The sequence below is a fragment of the Pseudomonas sp. ME-P-057 genome, assembly GCF_030208975.1.
Taxonomy (GTDB): domain Bacteria; phylum Pseudomonadota; class Gammaproteobacteria; order Pseudomonadales; family Pseudomonadaceae; genus Aquipseudomonas; species Aquipseudomonas lutea.
This window is the reverse complement of record NZ_JARVSX010000018.1, coordinates 1-17,197: the sequence shown is the minus strand read 5'-3', so window position 1 is coordinate 17,197 and position 17,197 is coordinate 1. Positions and strand designations below refer to the sequence as shown.

Annotated in this window: 13 protein-coding genes; 4 read left to right on the top strand and 9 right to left on the bottom strand. The window is 60.8% G+C overall.

The window, feature by feature from the left end:
- Window positions 1–67: 67 nt before the first annotated feature.
- The 8 genes from QRN48_RS09220 to QRN48_RS09185 form a co-directional block, all read right to left on the bottom strand.
- Complete coding sequence (locus QRN48_RS09220; RefSeq protein ID WP_191943080.1) at window positions 68–1,393, bottom strand: TldD/PmbA family protein; 1,326 nt, start codon at window positions 1,391–1,393, stop codon at window positions 68–70.
- Complete coding sequence (locus QRN48_RS09215) at window positions 1,393–2,835, bottom strand: TldD/PmbA family protein (RefSeq protein WP_191942683.1); 1,443 nt, start codon at window positions 2,833–2,835, stop codon at window positions 1,393–1,395. Before QRN48_RS09215 ends, QRN48_RS09220 begins: the two co-directional genes overlap by 1 nt.
- 1,162 nt (window positions 2,836–3,997) lie before the next feature.
- On the bottom strand, window positions 3,998–5,701 hold the full coding sequence (betA, locus tag QRN48_RS09210; protein ID WP_191942684.1) for a choline dehydrogenase: 1,704 nt from the start codon (window positions 5,699–5,701) through the stop codon (window positions 3,998–4,000).
- 163 nt (window positions 5,702–5,864) lie between these two features.
- Window positions 5,865–7,337, bottom strand: coding sequence for a betaine-aldehyde dehydrogenase (gene betB / locus QRN48_RS09205; protein ID WP_037015931.1), 1,473 nt, complete (start codon window positions 7,335–7,337; stop codon window positions 5,865–5,867).
- Window positions 7,338–7,412: 75 nt separating this feature from the next.
- The gene (gene betI, locus QRN48_RS09200; RefSeq protein ID WP_037015929.1) at window positions 7,413–8,006 is read right to left on the bottom strand and encodes a transcriptional regulator BetI; all 594 of its coding nucleotides are present in this window, start codon (window positions 8,004–8,006) and stop codon (window positions 7,413–7,415) included.
- Between the two features lie 394 nt (window positions 8,007–8,400).
- Window positions 8,401–9,582, bottom strand: coding sequence for a choline ABC transporter ATP-binding protein (choV, locus tag QRN48_RS09195; RefSeq protein WP_037015927.1), 1,182 nt, complete (start codon window positions 9,580–9,582; stop codon window positions 8,401–8,403).
- Window positions 9,579–10,427 (bottom strand): choline ABC transporter permease subunit, encoded by an 849-nt coding sequence (gene choW, locus QRN48_RS09190; protein ID WP_191943081.1) that lies wholly within the window; start codon window positions 10,425–10,427, stop codon window positions 9,579–9,581. The genes choV and choW overlap by 4 nt, the downstream gene beginning before the upstream one ends.
- A gap of 65 nt (window positions 10,428–10,492) precedes the next feature.
- Window positions 10,493–11,440: a choline ABC transporter substrate-binding protein gene (locus QRN48_RS09185; RefSeq protein WP_285350183.1), complete on the bottom strand. Its 948-nt coding sequence runs from the start codon at window positions 11,438–11,440 to the stop codon at window positions 10,493–10,495.
- A 475-nt stretch (window positions 11,441–11,915) separates the two neighbouring features.
- On the opposite strand from QRN48_RS09185, the gene QRN48_RS09180 reads away from it, so the two are divergent.
- Window positions 11,916–13,292: an L-serine ammonia-lyase gene (locus tag QRN48_RS09180; RefSeq protein WP_037015920.1), complete on the top strand. Its 1,377-nt coding sequence runs from the start codon at window positions 11,916–11,918 to the stop codon at window positions 13,290–13,292.
- 518 nt (window positions 13,293–13,810) lie between these two features.
- A complete protein-coding gene (gene gbdR / locus QRN48_RS09175; RefSeq protein ID WP_037015915.1) occupies window positions 13,811–14,914 on the top strand; it encodes a choline metabolism transcriptional regulator GbdR in 1,104 nt (367 codons plus the stop codon).
- A gap of 34 nt (window positions 14,915–14,948) precedes the next feature.
- Here gbdR and QRN48_RS09170 read toward each other — a convergent pair whose 3' ends face one another.
- Window positions 14,949–15,215, bottom strand: coding sequence for a hypothetical protein (locus tag QRN48_RS09170; protein WP_191942687.1), 267 nt, complete (start codon window positions 15,213–15,215; stop codon window positions 14,949–14,951).
- A 479-nt stretch (window positions 15,216–15,694) separates the two neighbouring features.
- Here QRN48_RS09170 and QRN48_RS09165 point away from each other — a divergent pair, with 479 nt between their 5' ends.
- Together QRN48_RS09165 and QRN48_RS09160 are read left to right on the top strand one after the other, a co-directional pair.
- Window positions 15,695–16,108: an RICIN domain-containing protein gene (locus QRN48_RS09165; protein WP_285350180.1), complete on the top strand. Its 414-nt coding sequence runs from the start codon at window positions 15,695–15,697 to the stop codon at window positions 16,106–16,108.
- 84 nt (window positions 16,109–16,192) lie between these two features.
- Window positions 16,193–17,032 carry a 23S rRNA (adenine(2030)-N(6))-methyltransferase RlmJ gene (locus tag QRN48_RS09160; protein ID WP_285350179.1) on the top strand — a complete coding sequence of 280 codons (840 nt, stop codon included), beginning with the start codon at window positions 16,193–16,195 and terminating at the stop codon, window positions 17,030–17,032.
- Window positions 17,033–17,197: the final 165 nt, after the last annotated feature.

Sequence of the window (17,197 nt, the reverse complement as noted above, 5' to 3'; positions counted from 1 at the left end):
ATTCTCCCAGAGGTGACTGACAGACTGCATTCGCCAGCAAGCCGGCTCCTACGGATCGATGTCTGCCTTACAGGGTCAGCGTCAACGCACTCAGCAATGCGCCGGGCAGCAGGCACGAGGCTGTCTGGCGCTGACTGTAGGTACTTGTGGACAGCAGGAGTTCCCTTTCGCAGGTCAGTTGCTCCAGCGCCGTGCCCAGCAGGCTGAAAATGCTGTCGTCGAAGCGCATGGTGTTGACCGGCGCAATGATTTTGCCGTCTTCAACCCAGAACGTGGCGAAGCGGGTCATCCCGGTAATGCGCCCGGCGGTGCGGTCTGAAAAATTCAGGTACCACAGGTTGCTGATGTACAGGCCTGTGCCCAACGCCTTCAACACGCTGTCCAGTTCAAGCGAGCCGCCGTCCATGCTCAGCGCGCTCGGAGACTCCCCCCAGCCCGCGCCGTTGGCCACCAGGCCGTACTCCGCGGCGCTGCGTGAGTCGATCATTCGATCCTGGGCAGCGCCGTTGGCCACCAGAGACAGGTCCACGCGCGGATAACCCTCGCCGGAAAACGCGGGCGACAACGAGCCGCTGACTTGCTCCTTAAGGCTTACCAGTGGGCTCAGCGAAGCCTGTCCATCGTAGAGCCGCTGAAGGGGGCTGGTTTTGTCGGCGAGCGACTGCGCCGAGAACCCACCCCAGCACAGCATGCCCATGACTTCTTCCAGCGCTGCGGGCGCCAGATACGCGCGGTACTGACCGGGTGCAAGGACATGTGCCGGCCGCCCCAGAAATGCCAGTTGCTCACGGGCCAGCGCAAAACGTCGTGCGAAGCCGTCGTCGCTCCACGTGTGTCCGGCATAGTTGGCTTTGACCGCTTGGCCGTTCTCGTGAAACAGGCTCCAGTCGAAATTGAAGCTGTTGGCTTGATGCCAGCCCAGCGCGCCGCTTGAGCTGGCAAAGCCGCGATAAATAGGCCCGGCGGCGTAGATGCCGACCAGATCCAGCCCCTCGCCCAATTGAGCGATCTGCTGAACCACCTGCGCACTGTCCGGCAACGGCGTTTCCTGCACGTTGCTGCTCTGCCAGGCCTCGTCGTTCAGCTGTAAGTAAGGATCTTCTGGCAGTAACGTCAGCGTCTCGCGCAGCTGTAGCAGGGCTTGGCTCAGGCGCTGCTGGTCAACCTCTCCGTCGCCCGACAGCGTGAGGTTCAGGTTGGCATGGCGTCCTTCAGCGATCAGCTTGAAGTTCACGCTGGCCTGCTGGACGTGGCCGGCCTGACGCACTTTGGCGTGGTTGAAGCGGATAAAGTCCGATTCTTCAGCGTCGTAGCCGAGCGTGTACCGTTCTTCGGACGTGACTGCACCTTGCAGCCACGCCGCCAGTGCCTTGAATTGCGCCTGATGGGACATCATGCGTCACCTCCGAAAACGTCAACGCTTGAGAACACGCAAGCGGGCGAGGCATGCCCAACGCGGATCACTTGATTGGGTTCGCCTTTGCCGCAGTTGGGCGTGCCCAGCACTTTGAAGGTACTGGCATCCCCGACCGCGCTGAGGTTGCGCCAGAACTGAGCGGAAATGGCCCGGTAGTTCGGGTTTTTCACCACGCCCTTGAGCTCGCCGTTCTCGATCAATTGCCCCCATTCGCAGCCGAACTGAAATTTGTTGCGCGCGTCGTCGATCGACCATGAGCGGTTGGTGCTCATGAGGATGCCGTTTTCGATACCGCCGATGAGCTGCGCCATCGACTTGTCGCCCGGCTCGATGTTGAGGTTGGCCATGCGGTCAATGGGTGCGCGGTTCCAACTGGATGCGCGGCTGTTTGCTACGCCTTCCATACCGCTGCGGTACTGCGACAGGGCACCTCCGAGCGGCCTCACCAGCACGCCGTCCTTGATCAGGAACTGCTTGCTCGCGGCCGTACCATCGTCGTCGTAGCCATAGCTCGCCAGTTGCTCGGGGATATCGGGATCGAACGTCACGTTGAGCAGGCTTGAGCCGTATTGCAGGCTGCCAAAATCGCTGGCCTTGACGAAGCTGGTGCCGGCGTAATTGCGCTCATCACCCAGAATGCGGTCCAGTTCCAGCGGATGACCGATGGATTCGTGGATCTGCAGGGTCATCTGGTCAGGCGTCAGCAACAGGTCGCGCGCGCCAGTGGGTGTGTTGGGCGCCATGACCAATTGCAGCGCCTGATCGGCGACGTTGACGGCCGCGCCGATGATTCCGCACGAAGCAAGCACCTCCGCACCGCCTTGCTGGCCGAAGTTCTCGCGGCCCAGGCTGCGGGTCTGGCTGTCTTGTCCGTCATAGGCCGTGACGGTCAGACCGGGAAATACAAACCGCTGGGCCTGACGAATTTCGGCGCCGACATTGTTGAGGTAGATCTGCTCGACGTTTTCCAGCCCCAGCCCGACCTGCCAGTTCACCAGCCGCTCGTCCTTGGGCACGGACGCCGATTCGGCATTGAGCAACGCGTAGCATTCGCTGAGCGACGGAAAGGCAGTGTGCAGGTTAGGGGAGAGGTAATCGGCGCGCGCAGTGGCCACGGCCTGTTCGCTCAGGTCCAGAAGCGAATGCGGGGCCAGGCGTCGCGCCTGAACCTCGGCCTGTTCCAGTGCCGTCTGAAGCCCGCGCTGGGAGATGTCATTAGTGGCCGCGTAGGCTTCAACGCCATTGATGCGCACCGTGAGCATCGCGCCTTCGTCGATACTCAGTTGCGGCGGTTCGGCGACATTCTTGCGCACCGACAAATGCTGGCTGGTTTGTTTGACGTAACGCAGTGAGAAAAACGGTGCGCTGCTCTGCAGGGCGGCGAACCGTTGCTTGAGCTGAGCGGAGAAGTCGAACATGCAGGAAGGCTCCTTGATGACTCGGGCAGGCAATGGCCTGAATCATAGCGCGGATGTCCGCTGCGGCGGGGGAGGAAGAGCAACGCGGACAAACCGCGCAACCATTGTGAAACCGCGTGCGAATTGTGGGATCGGCTATAGCCGGGAAAGCGGCAGGTGCCACACCGCAGAATCGAGTGTGTACCCAATGGCCTCTTCCCGGCTGAAGCCGGTCCCACTGAAACACCACGTCCGCACTGGGGACCGGCTTTAGCCGGGAATGCGCTAGGTGCCACGCCGGAGAATCGAGGATGTACCGCCTGGCCTCTTCCCGGCTGAAGCCGGTCCCACTAAAACACCGCGTGCGAATTGTGGGACCGGGTTTAGCCGGGAAAGCGGCAGGTGGCACACCGCAGAATCGAGGGTGTACCCAATGGCCTCTTTCCGGCTGAAGCCGGTCCCACTGAACCACCGCGTCCGCACTGTGGGACCGGCTTTAGCCGGGAATGCGCAAAGGCGCCACACCGCAGAATCGAGGGTGTACCCAATGGCCTCTTCCCGGCTGAAGCCGGTCCCACTGAAACACCGCGTGCGAATTGTGGGATCGGCTATAGCCGGGAAAGCGGCAGGTGCCACACCGCAGAATCGAGGGTGTACCCAATGGCCTCTTCCCGGCTGAAGCCGATCCCACTGAAACACCGCGTCCGCACTGTGGGACCGGCTCTAGCCGGGAATGCGCAAAGGCGCCACACCGCAGAATCGAGGGTGTACCCAATGGCCTCTTCCCGGCTGAAGCCGGTCCCACTGACACACCGCGCGCGGATTGTGGGACCGGCTATAGCCGGGAAAGCGGCAGGTGCCACACCGCGGAATCGAGGGTGTATCCAATGGCCTCGTCTCGGCTGAAGCCGGTCCCACTGAACCACCGGGCGCGGATTGTGGGACCGGCTTTAGCCGGGAATGCGCAAGGGGCGGCGCTGCCGATCGGGGCCGTACCCAAGGGCTTGGTCCCGCCGGCATTGTAGGAGCGCGCTTGCCCGCGAACGCGATCTGTCTGGGCCATTTCAGGTGACTGACACAGCGCAATCGCGGGCAAGCGCGCTCCTGCACGTTTTGCGCTGCCTGCCGTGCAATACAAATGAGTTGCGCGGGTTACCACGCCCGGCCTGGAAGACCCGGCGGGTTACTGCGCCAACGGACCCACTTCACGCATCGGCTTGCCGCGCACCGGGGCATCGCCCGCTACATAGTAATCGGCGTTGCTGCGGGGCAGCGGATTGCGGCCGCGGATTTTGTCGGCGATCTTTTCAGCCATCATGATCGTCGGCGCATTAAGGTTGCCCGTGGTGATCAGCGGCATGATCGACGCATCCACCACACGCAGCCCTTCCATGCCATGGACGCGACCCTGGCCATCCACTACCGCCATCTCGTCGGTGCCCATTTTGCAGGAGCAGGACGGGTGATATGCGGTCTCGGCGTGCTCACGGATAAACGTGTCCAACTGCTCGTCGGACTGCACATCGATGCCCGGGCTGATTTCGCGGCCGCGATATTGGTCAAGTGCCGGCTGCTGCATGATTTCGCGGGTCAGGCGAATACCATCGCGGAACTCCTGCCAGTCCTGCTCCGACGCCATGTAGTTGAAGAGGATGCTCGGATACTCGCGCGGGTTCTTCGATTTCAGCTGCACGCGACCACGGCTAGGCGAACGCATGGAACCCACGTGCGCCTGGAAGCCGTGTTCCTGAACGCCCTTGCTGCCGTTGTAGTTAATCGCCACTGGCAGGAAGTGATACTGAATGTTCGGCCACTCGAATTCCTTGCGCGAACGAATGAAGCCGCCCGCCTCGAACTGGTTGCTGGCGCCGATCCCTTTGCCGAGGAACATCCACTCTGCACCGATGGCCGGCTGGTTCCACCACAGCAACGACGGATACAGCGATACCGGCTCTTTGCAGGCGTACTGCAAATACATTTCCAGGTGGTCCTGCAGGTTTTCGCCCACGCCGGGCAAATCATGCACAACCGGAATGTCGAGCTTCTTCAGCAGCGGCGCAGGGCCGACGCCGGAACGCTGCAGAATCTGCGGCGAAGCGATTGCGCCACCACACAGCAAGACTTCCTTACGAGCGCGGGCTTCGATGCGCGTGTCGCTGTCGCCGACCATGTAGGCCACGCCAACAGCACGCTTGTTATCGAACAGGATCCGGTCGGTCAGCGCATGGGTGACGATGGTCAGGGTGGTGCGCTTCTTCGCTTCGTCCAGGTAGCCACGTGCCGTGCTGGCACGACGGCCGAACGGGGTGACGGTGCGGTCCATCGGGCCGAAACCTTCCTGCTGATAACCGTTGAGGTCGTCAGTGCGCGGATAACCGGCTTGCACACCTGCTTCAACCATTGCAGCGAACAGCGGGTTATTGCCTGCTTTCGGCGTAGTCACACTGACCGGGCCTTCGCCACCGTGGTAGTCGTTGGGGCCGATGTCGCGGGTTTCGGCCTTGCGGAAGTACGGCAGGCAGTCGAGATAGGACCAGTCTTCCAGCCCTGGATTTTTAGCCCAGCCGTCATAATCCATGGCGTTGCCGCGGATGTAGCACATGCCGTTGATCAGCGACGAGCCACCCAGGCCCTTGCCGCGACCGCACTCCATGCGGCGATTGTTCATGTGCGGTTCCGGCTCGGTTTCGTATGCCCAGTTGTAGCGGCGACCTTGCAGCGGGAAGGCAAGCGCGGCGGGCATTTGCGTGCGGAAGTCGGCGCGGTAATCCGGGCCGCCGGCTTCGAGCAGCAGGACGGTGACGCCCGCGTCTTCGGTGAGGCGGGCTGCCAGGGTGTTACCGGCCGAGCCGGCGCCGATGATGATGTAGTCGAATTCTTGGGACATTGAAATGCTCCCTCTTTGGGATGTGTCAGATATGGAGCGGATGTATATGGATCACGGCCTGTAGGAGCCGGCTTGCTGGCGAACGCGATGGGTCAGGTCCTGCAAAGTTGAATGACCTGACGCGTTCGCGGGCAAGCGCGCTCCTACAAGGGCTAGCGCAGGATCAGAACACCGACGCGTAATCGCCCAGCTCGACCTGAACGGACTTGATGCGTGTGTACTGAGCCAGTGAGCTGATGCCGTTTTCGCGGCCCACGCCGGACTGCTTGTAGCCACCCACCGGCATTTTCGCGTCGGATTCGCCCCACGCGTTGATCCAGCAGATACCGGCTTCGAGCTGGTGAATCACTCGGTGCGCGCGGTTCAGGTCTTTGGTCACGATGCCGGCGGCTAGGCCCATCTCGGTGTCGTTGGCACGGCGAACCACTTCTTCCTCGGTGTCGTAGCCGAGAATGCTCATGACCGGGCCGAAGATTTCTTCTTTGACGATGGTCATGTCATCGGTGCAATCGGTGAACACCGTCGGCGCAACGAAAGCGCCTTTGGCCAGCTCGCCCTCGGTCAGGCGGTCACCGCCGATCAGCAGGCGTGCGCCTTCTTCCTTGCCCTTGTTGATGTAGCCAAGGACGCTCTCCATGTGCGCGAAGCTCACCAGCGGACCGAAGTTGGTGGCATCGTCCTGCGGGTTGCCGACGCGGATGCGTTTGACGCGCTCAAGGATTTTCGCCTCGAAGGCAGTCTTCAGCGCATTCGGCACGAACACGCGAGTGCCGTTGGTGCAGACCTGACCCGAACTGTAGAAGTTGGCCATCATCGCAATGTCGGCGGCACGATCCAGATCAGCGTCGTCAAAGATGATCAGCGGCGACTTGCCGCCCAGCTCCATGGTCACTTCCTTGAGCGACGAACTCGACGCACTGGCCATGACTTTCTTGCCGGTCGCTACGCCACCGGTGAAGGAAATCTTCTCGATGCGCGGGTGCTCGGTCAGCCAGCTGCCAACCTCGCTGCCTGCGCCGGTCAGCACGTTGAACACGCCGTCCGGTACACCGGCTTCGGTGTAGATTTCGGCCAGTTTGAGCGTGGTCAACGACGTTACTTCGCTTGGCTTGAAGATCATCGCGTTACCGGCTGCCAGCGCAGGGGCGGACTTCCACAGGGCGATCTGGATGGGGTAGTTCCACGCGCCGATGCCGACCGTGACGCCCAAAGGCTCGCGGCGGGTGTAGACGAAGGAGGTGTCGCGCAGCGGAATCTGCTCGCCCTCGATGGCAGGTACCAGACCGGCGTAGTACTCCAGCACGTCGGCGCCCGTGACGATGTCGACGTATTTGGTCTCGGAGAGCGCTTTGCCGGTGTCCAGGGTTTCCAGTTCGGCCAGCTCATCGTTGCGCTCGCGCAGGATGTCGACGGCGCGACGCAGAATCCGGGAACGCTCCATGGCGGTCATGGCGGCCCAGATTTTCTGGCCCTTTTCGGCGCTGACAACAGCGCGTTCAACGTCTTCCCGGGTGGCGCGCTGAACCTCGGCCAGGACTTCGCCATTGGCCGGGTTAATGGCTTCGAAGGTCGCGTTGCTGCTGGCGTCGACATAGCCGCCGTCAATGTAGAGTTTTTGCAATTCGAAACGGGCCATAGAGTCCTCGCGATAGTCTGTGATGGGTAACGATCAAGTGCGCTGTGCGCGGCCTGGATCGTGGTGCCGGCTGCTTCAGCTCGGCGCTTTTGCCAATTGCAGGTCCATGTATTCGTAGGCGATCCGCTGCGCCTGCTCGGTATCGAAGGCGTCCCCGGAGAGCGCGCCACGCAGCCATAAGCCGTCGATCAATGCCGCAAGTCCTCTGGCGGCGCTGCGCGCGTCCTCCAGTGGGAGTGCGCGGCGGAACTGACAGCAGAGGTTGGAATACAGGCGGTGATCGTTGATCCGCTGCAGCCTGTGCAGCGAGGGCGAATGCATGCTGGTTGCCCAGAAGGCGAGCCAGGTTTTCATGGCCGGGCCATTGACCTGACTGGAATCGAAGTTGCCTTCGATGATCACTTTCAGGTGAGCCCGTGGACTGTCGTCGTTCAACGCCCGTCGCCGTTCGGCAACGCTGGCGATCAGCGCATTCATCAGGTGCCGCATCGTCGCTGCGATCAGGCCGTTCTTGTCCTGAAAATAGTGACTGATGATGCCGTTGGAGACCCCTGCCAGTTTGGCGATCAGCGCAATGCTTGCATCGCCCATCCCGACCTGATCGACCGCCGTAAGGGTGGCCTGGATCAGCTGTTGACGCCGAATGGGTTGCATACCGACCTTGGGCATTTGCGAAGCCTCCTGGACTTGCCGGGTAAGTGTGAAGGGCTGGAAACGGCGTCCACTGTAAAGCTTTTTAATTGAACGTTCAATCAACAAAAAAGAACGGGCGTGCGAAATTCGACCTGGAGTGCCTCCTAATCACGTGTCAAAGCGATTACTTGTGGGAGTGAGCTTGCTCGCGATTGCATTGGGTCAGGCAACGTTGTTTTAAACCTGCTGACGCCTTCGCGGGCAAGCGCGCTCCTACAGATTTTGGTGTTCCGGCAATCTCTGGTCGACGCGAGTCTGAGCCATCGCGAGCAAGCTCACTCCTACAGTAGGTTGTGCCTTCGCGCGATGAGCATTCGCCACGAATCTGTTGGAGCCGGCTTGCTGGCGAACCCGCTGTGCAGGCGCCGCCTCAGCCGTGATTCTTGCCCAGCAGTGCGTGGTACAGCTCGCTGTCGCCGAGGATCCCGACCAGTTGGTTGTTCTCCTGCAGTACCAGCTTGTTGCCGGTGTGATAGCGGATCTGCAGGGCGTCGCGCATGCCGATGTCGGAATGAACCACGGTAGGTCTGCGGCCCAGGGTATCGACCGACTGCCCGGGTTCCCAACTTTGCAGGTCCAGGGTCGCGCCATGCTGGTGAGCACCGGTGATGGCGTTGCCGTCGGCCAGATCAATCCACGTGTCGTCGGTTGGGTCCAGACACACCTGGGAGCCGTTGATACGCGTGCACTGGGTGATCGGGCGCATGAGGCTGCGGCCGCACAGCACGTTGAGCGGGTTGGTGTGAGCAACAAACGTGCGCACGTATTCATCGGCAGGGTTCAACACAATCTCTTCCGGTACGCTGTACTGGATGATCCGGCCGTCCTTCATGATCGCAATCCGGGTGCCGAGCTTGAGCGCTTCGTCCAGGTCGTGACTCACAAACACGATGGTCTTGTTGAGCTTCTTCTGCAGCGCCAGCAACTCGTCTTGCAGGCCTTGGCGGATCAGCGGATCGAGGGCGGAGAAAGGCTCATCCATCAGCAGAATGTCGGCGTCCATCGCCAGCGCGCGGGCCAGGCCCACACGCTGCTGCATGCCACCCGAGAGCTCGTCTGGCTTCTTGTTGCGCCATTGCGTCAAGCCCACCAGTTCAAGCTTTTCGTCCACCAGCTGACGCCGCTCTTTCTCGGGCCGGCCCTGCATCTCCAGGCCAAAACTGATGTTCTCGCGCACTGTGAGCCAAGGCATCAGGGCAAACTTCTGGAACACCATCGCGATGCGTTTGGTGCGCATCATCTTCAGCTCGGCAGGGGTGCAGGCGGCAATGTTGATCTGCTTGCCTTCGTGCTCAACGAACAACGAACCACGACTGACCGTGTTCAGCCCGTTGATGCAACGCAGCAGGCTCGATTTGCCCGAGCCCGACAGGCCCATCAGCACGCAGATTTCGCCTTTGTTGATTTCCAGGGAGGCTTTTTCGACGCCGACGATCTGGCCGGTTTTCTTGAGGATTTCTGGCCGCGTGAGGCCTTGGTCCAGCAGCTTGAGCGCCTCACGCGGGTCTTTGGAAAAGACGACGTCAACCTGATCGAATTTGATGATGCTCATGCGTCAGCCCTCACTTTAGCGTCCGGTTGTTTGCAGATCCGGTCGAGCATGATCGCCAGTAATACGATCGCCAGGCCCGCTTCGAAGCCCAGTGCGATATCAGCGGTGTTCAGTGCGTTGACCACGGGTTTGCCCAAGCCGTCCGCGCCTACCAGCGCGGCAATGACCACCATCGACAGCGACAGCATGATGCACTGAGTGATGCCGGCCGCGATGCTCGGCATGGCATGGGGTAATTCGATGCGCGACAGGAGCTGGCGGCGCGAACAACCGAAGGCCTTGCCGGCGTCGAGAAGTTCTTGGGGAACGTCGCAGATGCCCAGATACGTCAGGCGTATAGGTGCAGCAATCGCGAACACCACCGTCGAGATCAGGCCTGGTACCACACCGAGGCCGAACAGGGTGAGCGTCGGGATCAGGTAAACGAACGTAGGAACAGTCTGCATCAGGTCGAGTACGGGGCGCATGCAGGTGTAGAACATCGGCTTGTGCGCGGCAATGATGCCAAGCGGCACGCCGATCACCACGCAGACCGCCGTGGCGAATAAAACCTGCGCCAGGGTCTCCATGGTCTCTTGCCAGTAGCCCAGATTGAGAATGAGCAAAAAGGAAATCACGACAAATGCGGTCAGGCCCCACTTGCGTTGAATGAAGTGCGCAAGCAAGGCAACCAGGCCGATCAGCACGAAGGGGTTGAACCAGGTCAGGCCGCCGGTGAGCCCGTGGATCATGGTTTCCAGTGACGAAGCGATGGCGTCGAAGGTGCTGGCGCCGTGCTGCGTCAGCCATTCGACAAAGCCGGCGATGTACTGGCCCAAGGGGATTTTATGATCAGTCAGCATGATAGTGGTTGTCCGCGTGCGGGATGAAAAAAGGACAACAGGCGGGCGTTACCCGCCTGCCTGTCGAGTTACTTCGTCAGCTCGGCTTTTGCGGCTTCCAGGCCAGGTTTGCCGTCCACGGTGGTGACACCTGCCAGCCATGTATCGAGTACTTGAGGGTTCTTTTTCAGCCACGCCTTGGCGGCGATTTCAGGCTTCATTTTATCGTCGAGGATGTTGCCCATCAGCGAGCTTTCCATCGGCAAGGTGAACGACAGGTTTTTCAGCAGCTGGCCAACGTTGGCGCACTCGGTGGTATAGCCCTTGCGCACGTTGGTGTAGACAGTGGCTTTGCCGAAGTCGGGGCCGAAGTAGTCATCGCCGCCAGTCAGGTACTTGATTTTGAAGCGGGTGTTCATGGGGTGCGGTTCCCAGCCCAGGAACACCACGTCGGTATTGCGCCGGGACGCCCGGTCAACCTGGGACAACATGCCCGCTTCGCTCGATTCCACGACTTTGAAGCCTGCGTCTTTTAGGCCAAAGGCGTTTTTGTCGATCATGCTCTGGATCAGGCGGTTGCCATCGTTGCCCGGTTCGATGCCGTAGATTTTGCCGTCGAGTTCTTTCTTGAATTTGACGATGTCGGCGAAGTCGTGAAGGCCTTTGTCGTACAGGGCCTGGGGAACGGCGAGGGTGTACTTGGCGTTTTCGAGGTTGGCGCGCACGGTCTCGACGGTGCCGGCGTCGCGATAGGCCTTGATGTCGTTTTCCATGGTCGGCATCCAGTTGCCGAGGAAAACGTCCATGTTTTTGCCATCGGCCAGCGACTTGTAGGTCACGGGCACCGAAATCATGGTGGTTTTGGTTTTGTAGCCCAGCGACTGCAACACGACGCTGGTGACGGCGGTGGTCGCCGTGATGTCGGTCCAGCCCACATCGGAAAAATTGACCATTTGGCAGGCGGCGGGCTCAGCGGCCTGGGCCAGGATCGGAAGACTCAGCGCAACGCCCAGCAACAGCCTGTGTGAATTTTTCATGTCGGACTCCTTTGGTGTTTTTTTCTCGGCATCAACCGCAGCTGATGCGTTTTCTGGTGTCGGCGAGTCAAGTTGAAAAACAGCTCCATCACTGCGTCTGGCGATTGAGTCGACAACGATCATGTAACAGGGAAAAACAAACGCCTACAGGGGGCGTCGTATCCAGTACACAGGGAGTCGTATCCAGCATCAGTGACGTCGCTTACAGGTTTTTCCTCCGCTCGCCGAATGATTCCCGCGACAAAAGCAGAGTGACGATACGGCAAAAAGTGCCGGAATCGGCTGCGAACACGCTTGCACGTCGGCGTTCGCAGACACGACGTTGGTGGGCATGGGTGAGTCGGTGTGAGACGTCGCCCTGCAAAACAAAAGGCTGATGATGCCGCCATCTCGATGGAATGCTGCTTGAGCGTAGCAGCTTCATCGCCGGCCGCGCGGCGCGCCGGGAACCCTGTTTGCGGGAGGTTTGCGGTTAATGGCTATCAGCGTGTTCGACCTGTTCAAGATCGGTATCGGGCCCTCCAGCTCACACACAGTCGGCCCCATGCGCGCCGCTGCCTTGTTTACCCAAGGGCTGCGCGAACGTGACCAACTGGGGCGGGTCGGGCGGATCGAAGTTCAGCTCTATGGCTCGTTGTCTGCGACCGGGGTTGGGCATGGCAGCGATAGCGCGGTCATCATGGGTCTGATGGGCGAATGGCCTGATGCGATCGATCCAGGGCTGATCGGCCAGCGCATCGCTGAACTGCGGGAAACCGGCACGCTGCAGCTCAACGGCGATCACCCGGTGCCGTTTCTGTGGCAGCGCGACATGCTGCTCATCGATGAGAACCTTCCCTTCCACCCCAATGCCATGACGCTGGTTGCTTTCGATGAACAGGGCGAGCTTCATCGCGACACGTATTACTCGGTGGGCGGCGGCTTCGTTGTCGATGAAGCGCAGGCTGCCAGCGGCGTGCTGGACCGCGACGAGACTGTTCTGCCGTACGATTTCTCCAGCGCCGATGAACTGCTGATGCTCTGCGAAAAGCATGGCTTGCGGGTGTCGCAGTTGATGATGGAGAACGAGAAGATCTGGCGCAGCGAAGACGAGATTCGCGCCGGGCTCATGCGCCTCTGGAAGGCTATGCAGGCATGCGTGGAGCTGGGGTTGAAGCACGAAGGTATTTTGCCAGGCGGCCTGAACGTGCGTCGTCGCGCGGCGCGTCTGCATCGCAGCCTGCAGGAGCTGAACAAGCCGAACGTCATTGGCTCGACCTTGAGCGCGATGGAGTGGGTTAACCTGTTTGCATTGGCCGTCAACGAGGAAAACGCCGCCGGAGGACGCATGGTCACCGCGCCCACCAATGGCGCGGCGGGGATCATTCCGGCGGTGCTGCACTACTTCGTCAAGTTCAGCGACGAGGTCAGCGAAGCCAACGTGGTGGACTACCTGCTAGGCGCGGCATCGATCGGCATTCTGTGCAAGAAGAACGCGTCGATCTCTGGCGCCGAGGTGGGCTGTCAGGGCGAGGTCGGTTCCGCCTGTGCCATGGCGGCGGCGGGGTTGGCAGACATCCTGGGCGCGACGCCGGAGCAAGTGTGCAACGCCGCCGAGATTGGTCTGGAGCACAACCTCGGCCTGACTTGCGATCCGGTCGGTGGCCTGGTCCAGGTGCCGTGCATCGAGCGCAACGCGATTGCCGCCGTCAAAGCCATCAATGCCGCGCAGATGGCGTTGCGTGGTGACGGTCAGCACTTCATTTCGCTGGATCGGGTCATCCGCACCATGCGCGACACCGGCGCGGACATGCACGACAAGTACAAGGAGACGTCCCGTGGCGGGCTGGCGGTGAGCGCAGTCGAGTGCTGACGGCCCGATCACAGGGCCCCGCGCACGGAGTCCTTCGTGACAGGGCTTTTGTCTGACTCCATCTGCTGCCGCCAGCGCCTCCTGCAAGGCAGCCCAGGCCGCGCCGCCTGCCCGCTTTTCGCCCACGCCGAGAAGCTACCGCTACGTTTTGGCGCGCCGGCGCTGATAGCGAGTCCCAGCCCATCCGAGCCAATGGCGGACTCACTGGATTCCAGCACCCCGTGCATCGGGTGACACTCCGTGACCGCTCGGTCACGCTATCGTTCACACAAGTGCTACGCAATTGCCCATCCCGCCCGCCACGTCTACGGCTCAGCCGTCCTGAAGTCGCGAATTGAATTGTCCTGTCGCTCCTGAATAGACGCTTCGCGACGTCGCAATCAAGAGTTGTTGAACGCGCATTCAGCTTTAGGCATGGCATTTGCGTTGCACTCACCCAGCTCTCCACAGATGAGGGCGATACAACAAGAGCCTCTTGCTGGGGCCATCAACCGTTTTACGCGTGAGGAGAAATTGTGATGACTTCGTTCAACTCCGGGGCCCAACCCCAGAACCGTGCGCCCCAATCCATCGGCTTTCTGCTGCTGGACAACTTCACATTGATCTCCCTCGCGTCAGCGGTCGAGCCTCTGCGGATGGCGAACCAACTATCAGGCCGGGAGCTGTATCGCTGGACCACCCTCAGCGTCGACGGCGGCCAGGTCTGGGCCAGCGATGGCCTGCAGATCACCCCGGACGCCGCGATGCACAAAGCGCCGGTGCTGGACACTGTGATCGTCTGCGGCGGCGTAGGCATTCAGCGGACGGTGACCCGTGAGCATGTGAGCTGGCTGCAAAGCCAGGCGCGACAATCCCGTCGGCTTGGCGCGGTGTGCACAGGCAGCTGGGCGCTGGCATGCGCGGGTTTGCTGGACGGTTTCGATTGCAGCGTGCACTGGGAGTGTCTGGCTGCGATGCAGGAGGCGTTTCCGCGCGTCACTATGAGCACGCGCCTGTTCACCCTCGACCGCAACCGTTTCACCAGCTCCGGCGGCACCGCACCGCTGGACATGATGCTGCACCTGATCAGCCGCGATCATGGCCGTGAGTTGTCGGCTGCTATCTCGGAAATGTTTGTCTATGAGCGTATCCGCAACGAGCAGGATCACCAGCGTGTGCCGCTTAAACACATGCTTGGCACCAACCAGCCGAAGTTGCAGGAAATCGTCGCGTTGATGGAGGCGAATCTGGAAGAGCCGATCGACCTGGACGAACTCGCGGTGTACGTCGCGGTATCCCGGCGCCAGCTGGAGCGGCTGTTCCAGAAATACCTGCACTGTTCGCCGTCGCGGTATTACCTCAAGCTGCGCCTGATCCGTGCGCGGCAGCTGCTCAAGCAAACACCGATGTCGATCATCGAAGTGGCCTCGGTGTGCGGTTTCGTGTCCACGCCGCACTTTTCCAAGTGCTACCGCGAATACTTCGGCATCCCGCCACGGGATGAGCGCGTCGGCTCCAACACTGCGCAACAGGTGGCAATGCTGCCTATTCCGCAATCACTGGTCATGGCGCCATTGTCCGGCCCGCTTTCGGCTCTGAGCCAGGCGCGCAACGAGTCGACGTTTGCGAGTGTGCGGCTGTAAGACGCTGTAAGAGAAAGCCCCGTGCGCTGTCGACTCAGGCCTTTGTCTGGCCTTGTTTGAATGTTGCCAGCGCGGGCAGCAGCTGTTGATCGATTGCCTGGCGCACGGCGGGGAGGATGGTGGCACCGCCCTTCAGCATTTTCTCCACCATTTGCCTTAATGCCCGAGCGCGGTCGTCATTCAGACCGCGCACGGCGTGGGCGCACGCCTGCTCGGCGCTGATGCCGGAGGGCACGTCCAGGCCTATTCCTCTGAGTTGGCTAATCAGGTCGTCCTGGTCGATCAGGTCTGTATGCATCATGGCGTACACTCCGTTTAGGGGAATGCCCCGATTCTGGTGGCGCGGTGTGAGCTCGGCAAGTGCTGGCCCTGCCGATGTCTGGCATGCATATCACCGTGTCGTTTTCGGCTACGTTGTTGTTTGGTCCGCTCGGCATAATCGCTTCATCTACAGTGCGCAGGGTACGGCTTGGTCCCCCTCTGGCCTGCGCAACTGCCTCATCCCGGTTTTGTAACGGCTTAACCGGGTTTTTTTGCCTGCAGGAAAGCCAAGCCCTCAAGCCTTATAGCGATTTGCTTGATCAGCTATCGCCAAACAGTCGCAGGTGTTGCGCGTCGACTCGCTAGTCTGAAGCCAGCAACATGTTTTGCCGGGCGGACGTACAGGGAGATAGATCACCAATGGATATTGATCAACGTCTTAAACCGGGAGACCGAAGAGGACTTCGGCGCCGAACTCTTGCAGGCTCATGCGCGTTTGTGCTGGCAACCGCCTGGGTGATGCGAGCGTCAAGCGCGGAACTGGACAACCCTGGCGCTATACCCCTGGATGCACCGCGCTCATGGGAGGTGATCGACATTGGCAACGGCTTTTACCAGATCAGGCTCCAGCGCACAGGGAATCTTGAAACAAAGTGCCTGACCGGTGTGCCCGGGCAATCGGCCGTCCTGTTGCTTGACTGCGATCCTCACCCTGGCGCGCCTGCGACAGTGCGTCAGTGGAGCTTCCATCGTCTCACCGCCGGTGGTTATCAGGTGGTGAGTCGCTGGGCTGACTTCTATGGATATCCTGCCTGTCTGGCTGCCACTGATAAGTCTCTGGCGCTGATCCCGTGCGCGCCGGGGGTAAGCGGCGCGCAGCCGCAGGACATTGCGAAGCTTTACGCAGATCCCACGAAGCCGCTGACCGAGTAATCACCCGGCGGTGAGCGCCGCCTGATGAAGCGTCTGCCAATGCACGCCTGGTTTGGTAAACTCCGCAGCCTTCCAGGAGCTGCCATGAACTACCGTCACGCCTTCCATGCCGGCAATCACGCCGATGTCTTCAAACACATTGTTCTGACTCGCTTGATCGCGCTCATGTCGCGCAAGGAGCAGCCATTTGCCTATCTCGATACCCACGCAGGTATCGGTCTGTATGACTTGCAGGGAGACCAGGCAACGCGCACCGGCGAGTGGATCGAAGGTATTGGCCGCCTGTGGGATGCCGCCGACGTGCCTGAGATGGCGGCCGGTTACATCGATGCGATTCGTCAGATGAATCGCAAGACGGGTGAATTGCGGTACTACCCGGGCTCGCCCGAATTGGCCCGCCGCCTGACCCGCGAGCAGGACCGCGTGCTGCTCAACGAGAAACATCCTGAAGACGGTGCACTGCTCAAGGACAACATGAAGTACGACCGCCGTGTCGCGGTGCACCTTGGGGAAGGCTGGCATGTGCCCCGCGCCTTGTTGCCGGTGCAAGAGAAGCGTGCAGTTATGTTGATCGATCCGCCTTTCGAGCAGCTCGACGAGATGAAGCGTTGCTCCGTCGCCCTGAAAGAAACCATTGCGCGTATGCGCCAGACCGTCGGGGCCATCTGGTATCCGGTCAAGGACCAGCGCGCGCTGAAGCGGTTCTATCAGGAACTGGCCGAAACCGGCGCACCGAAGCTGCTGCGCGTCGAGCTTTTCGTCCATCCGCTCGACACCCCCAATAGCCTGAACGGCTCAGGCCTGGCGATCGCCAATCCGCCGTGGGGTCTGGAAGAAGAGCTGCGCGAGTTGATGCCATGGCTGGCGAAAAAACTCGGTCAGACCCAGGGCGACTGGAAGATGGATTGGTTGATAGCGGAGTAAGTGAGTTGTTGCGGTGAAGCGCCCGACGTCTTCCCGGCTAAAGCCAGTCCTACAAGGATATGCGCAGTGTCAGAGGGATACGCGCGGTGTCAGGGGGGATACGCGCGGTATCAGTAGGACCGGCTTCAGCCGGGAAGGGGCAAGTCGCAGCACCTTCAATTCTGC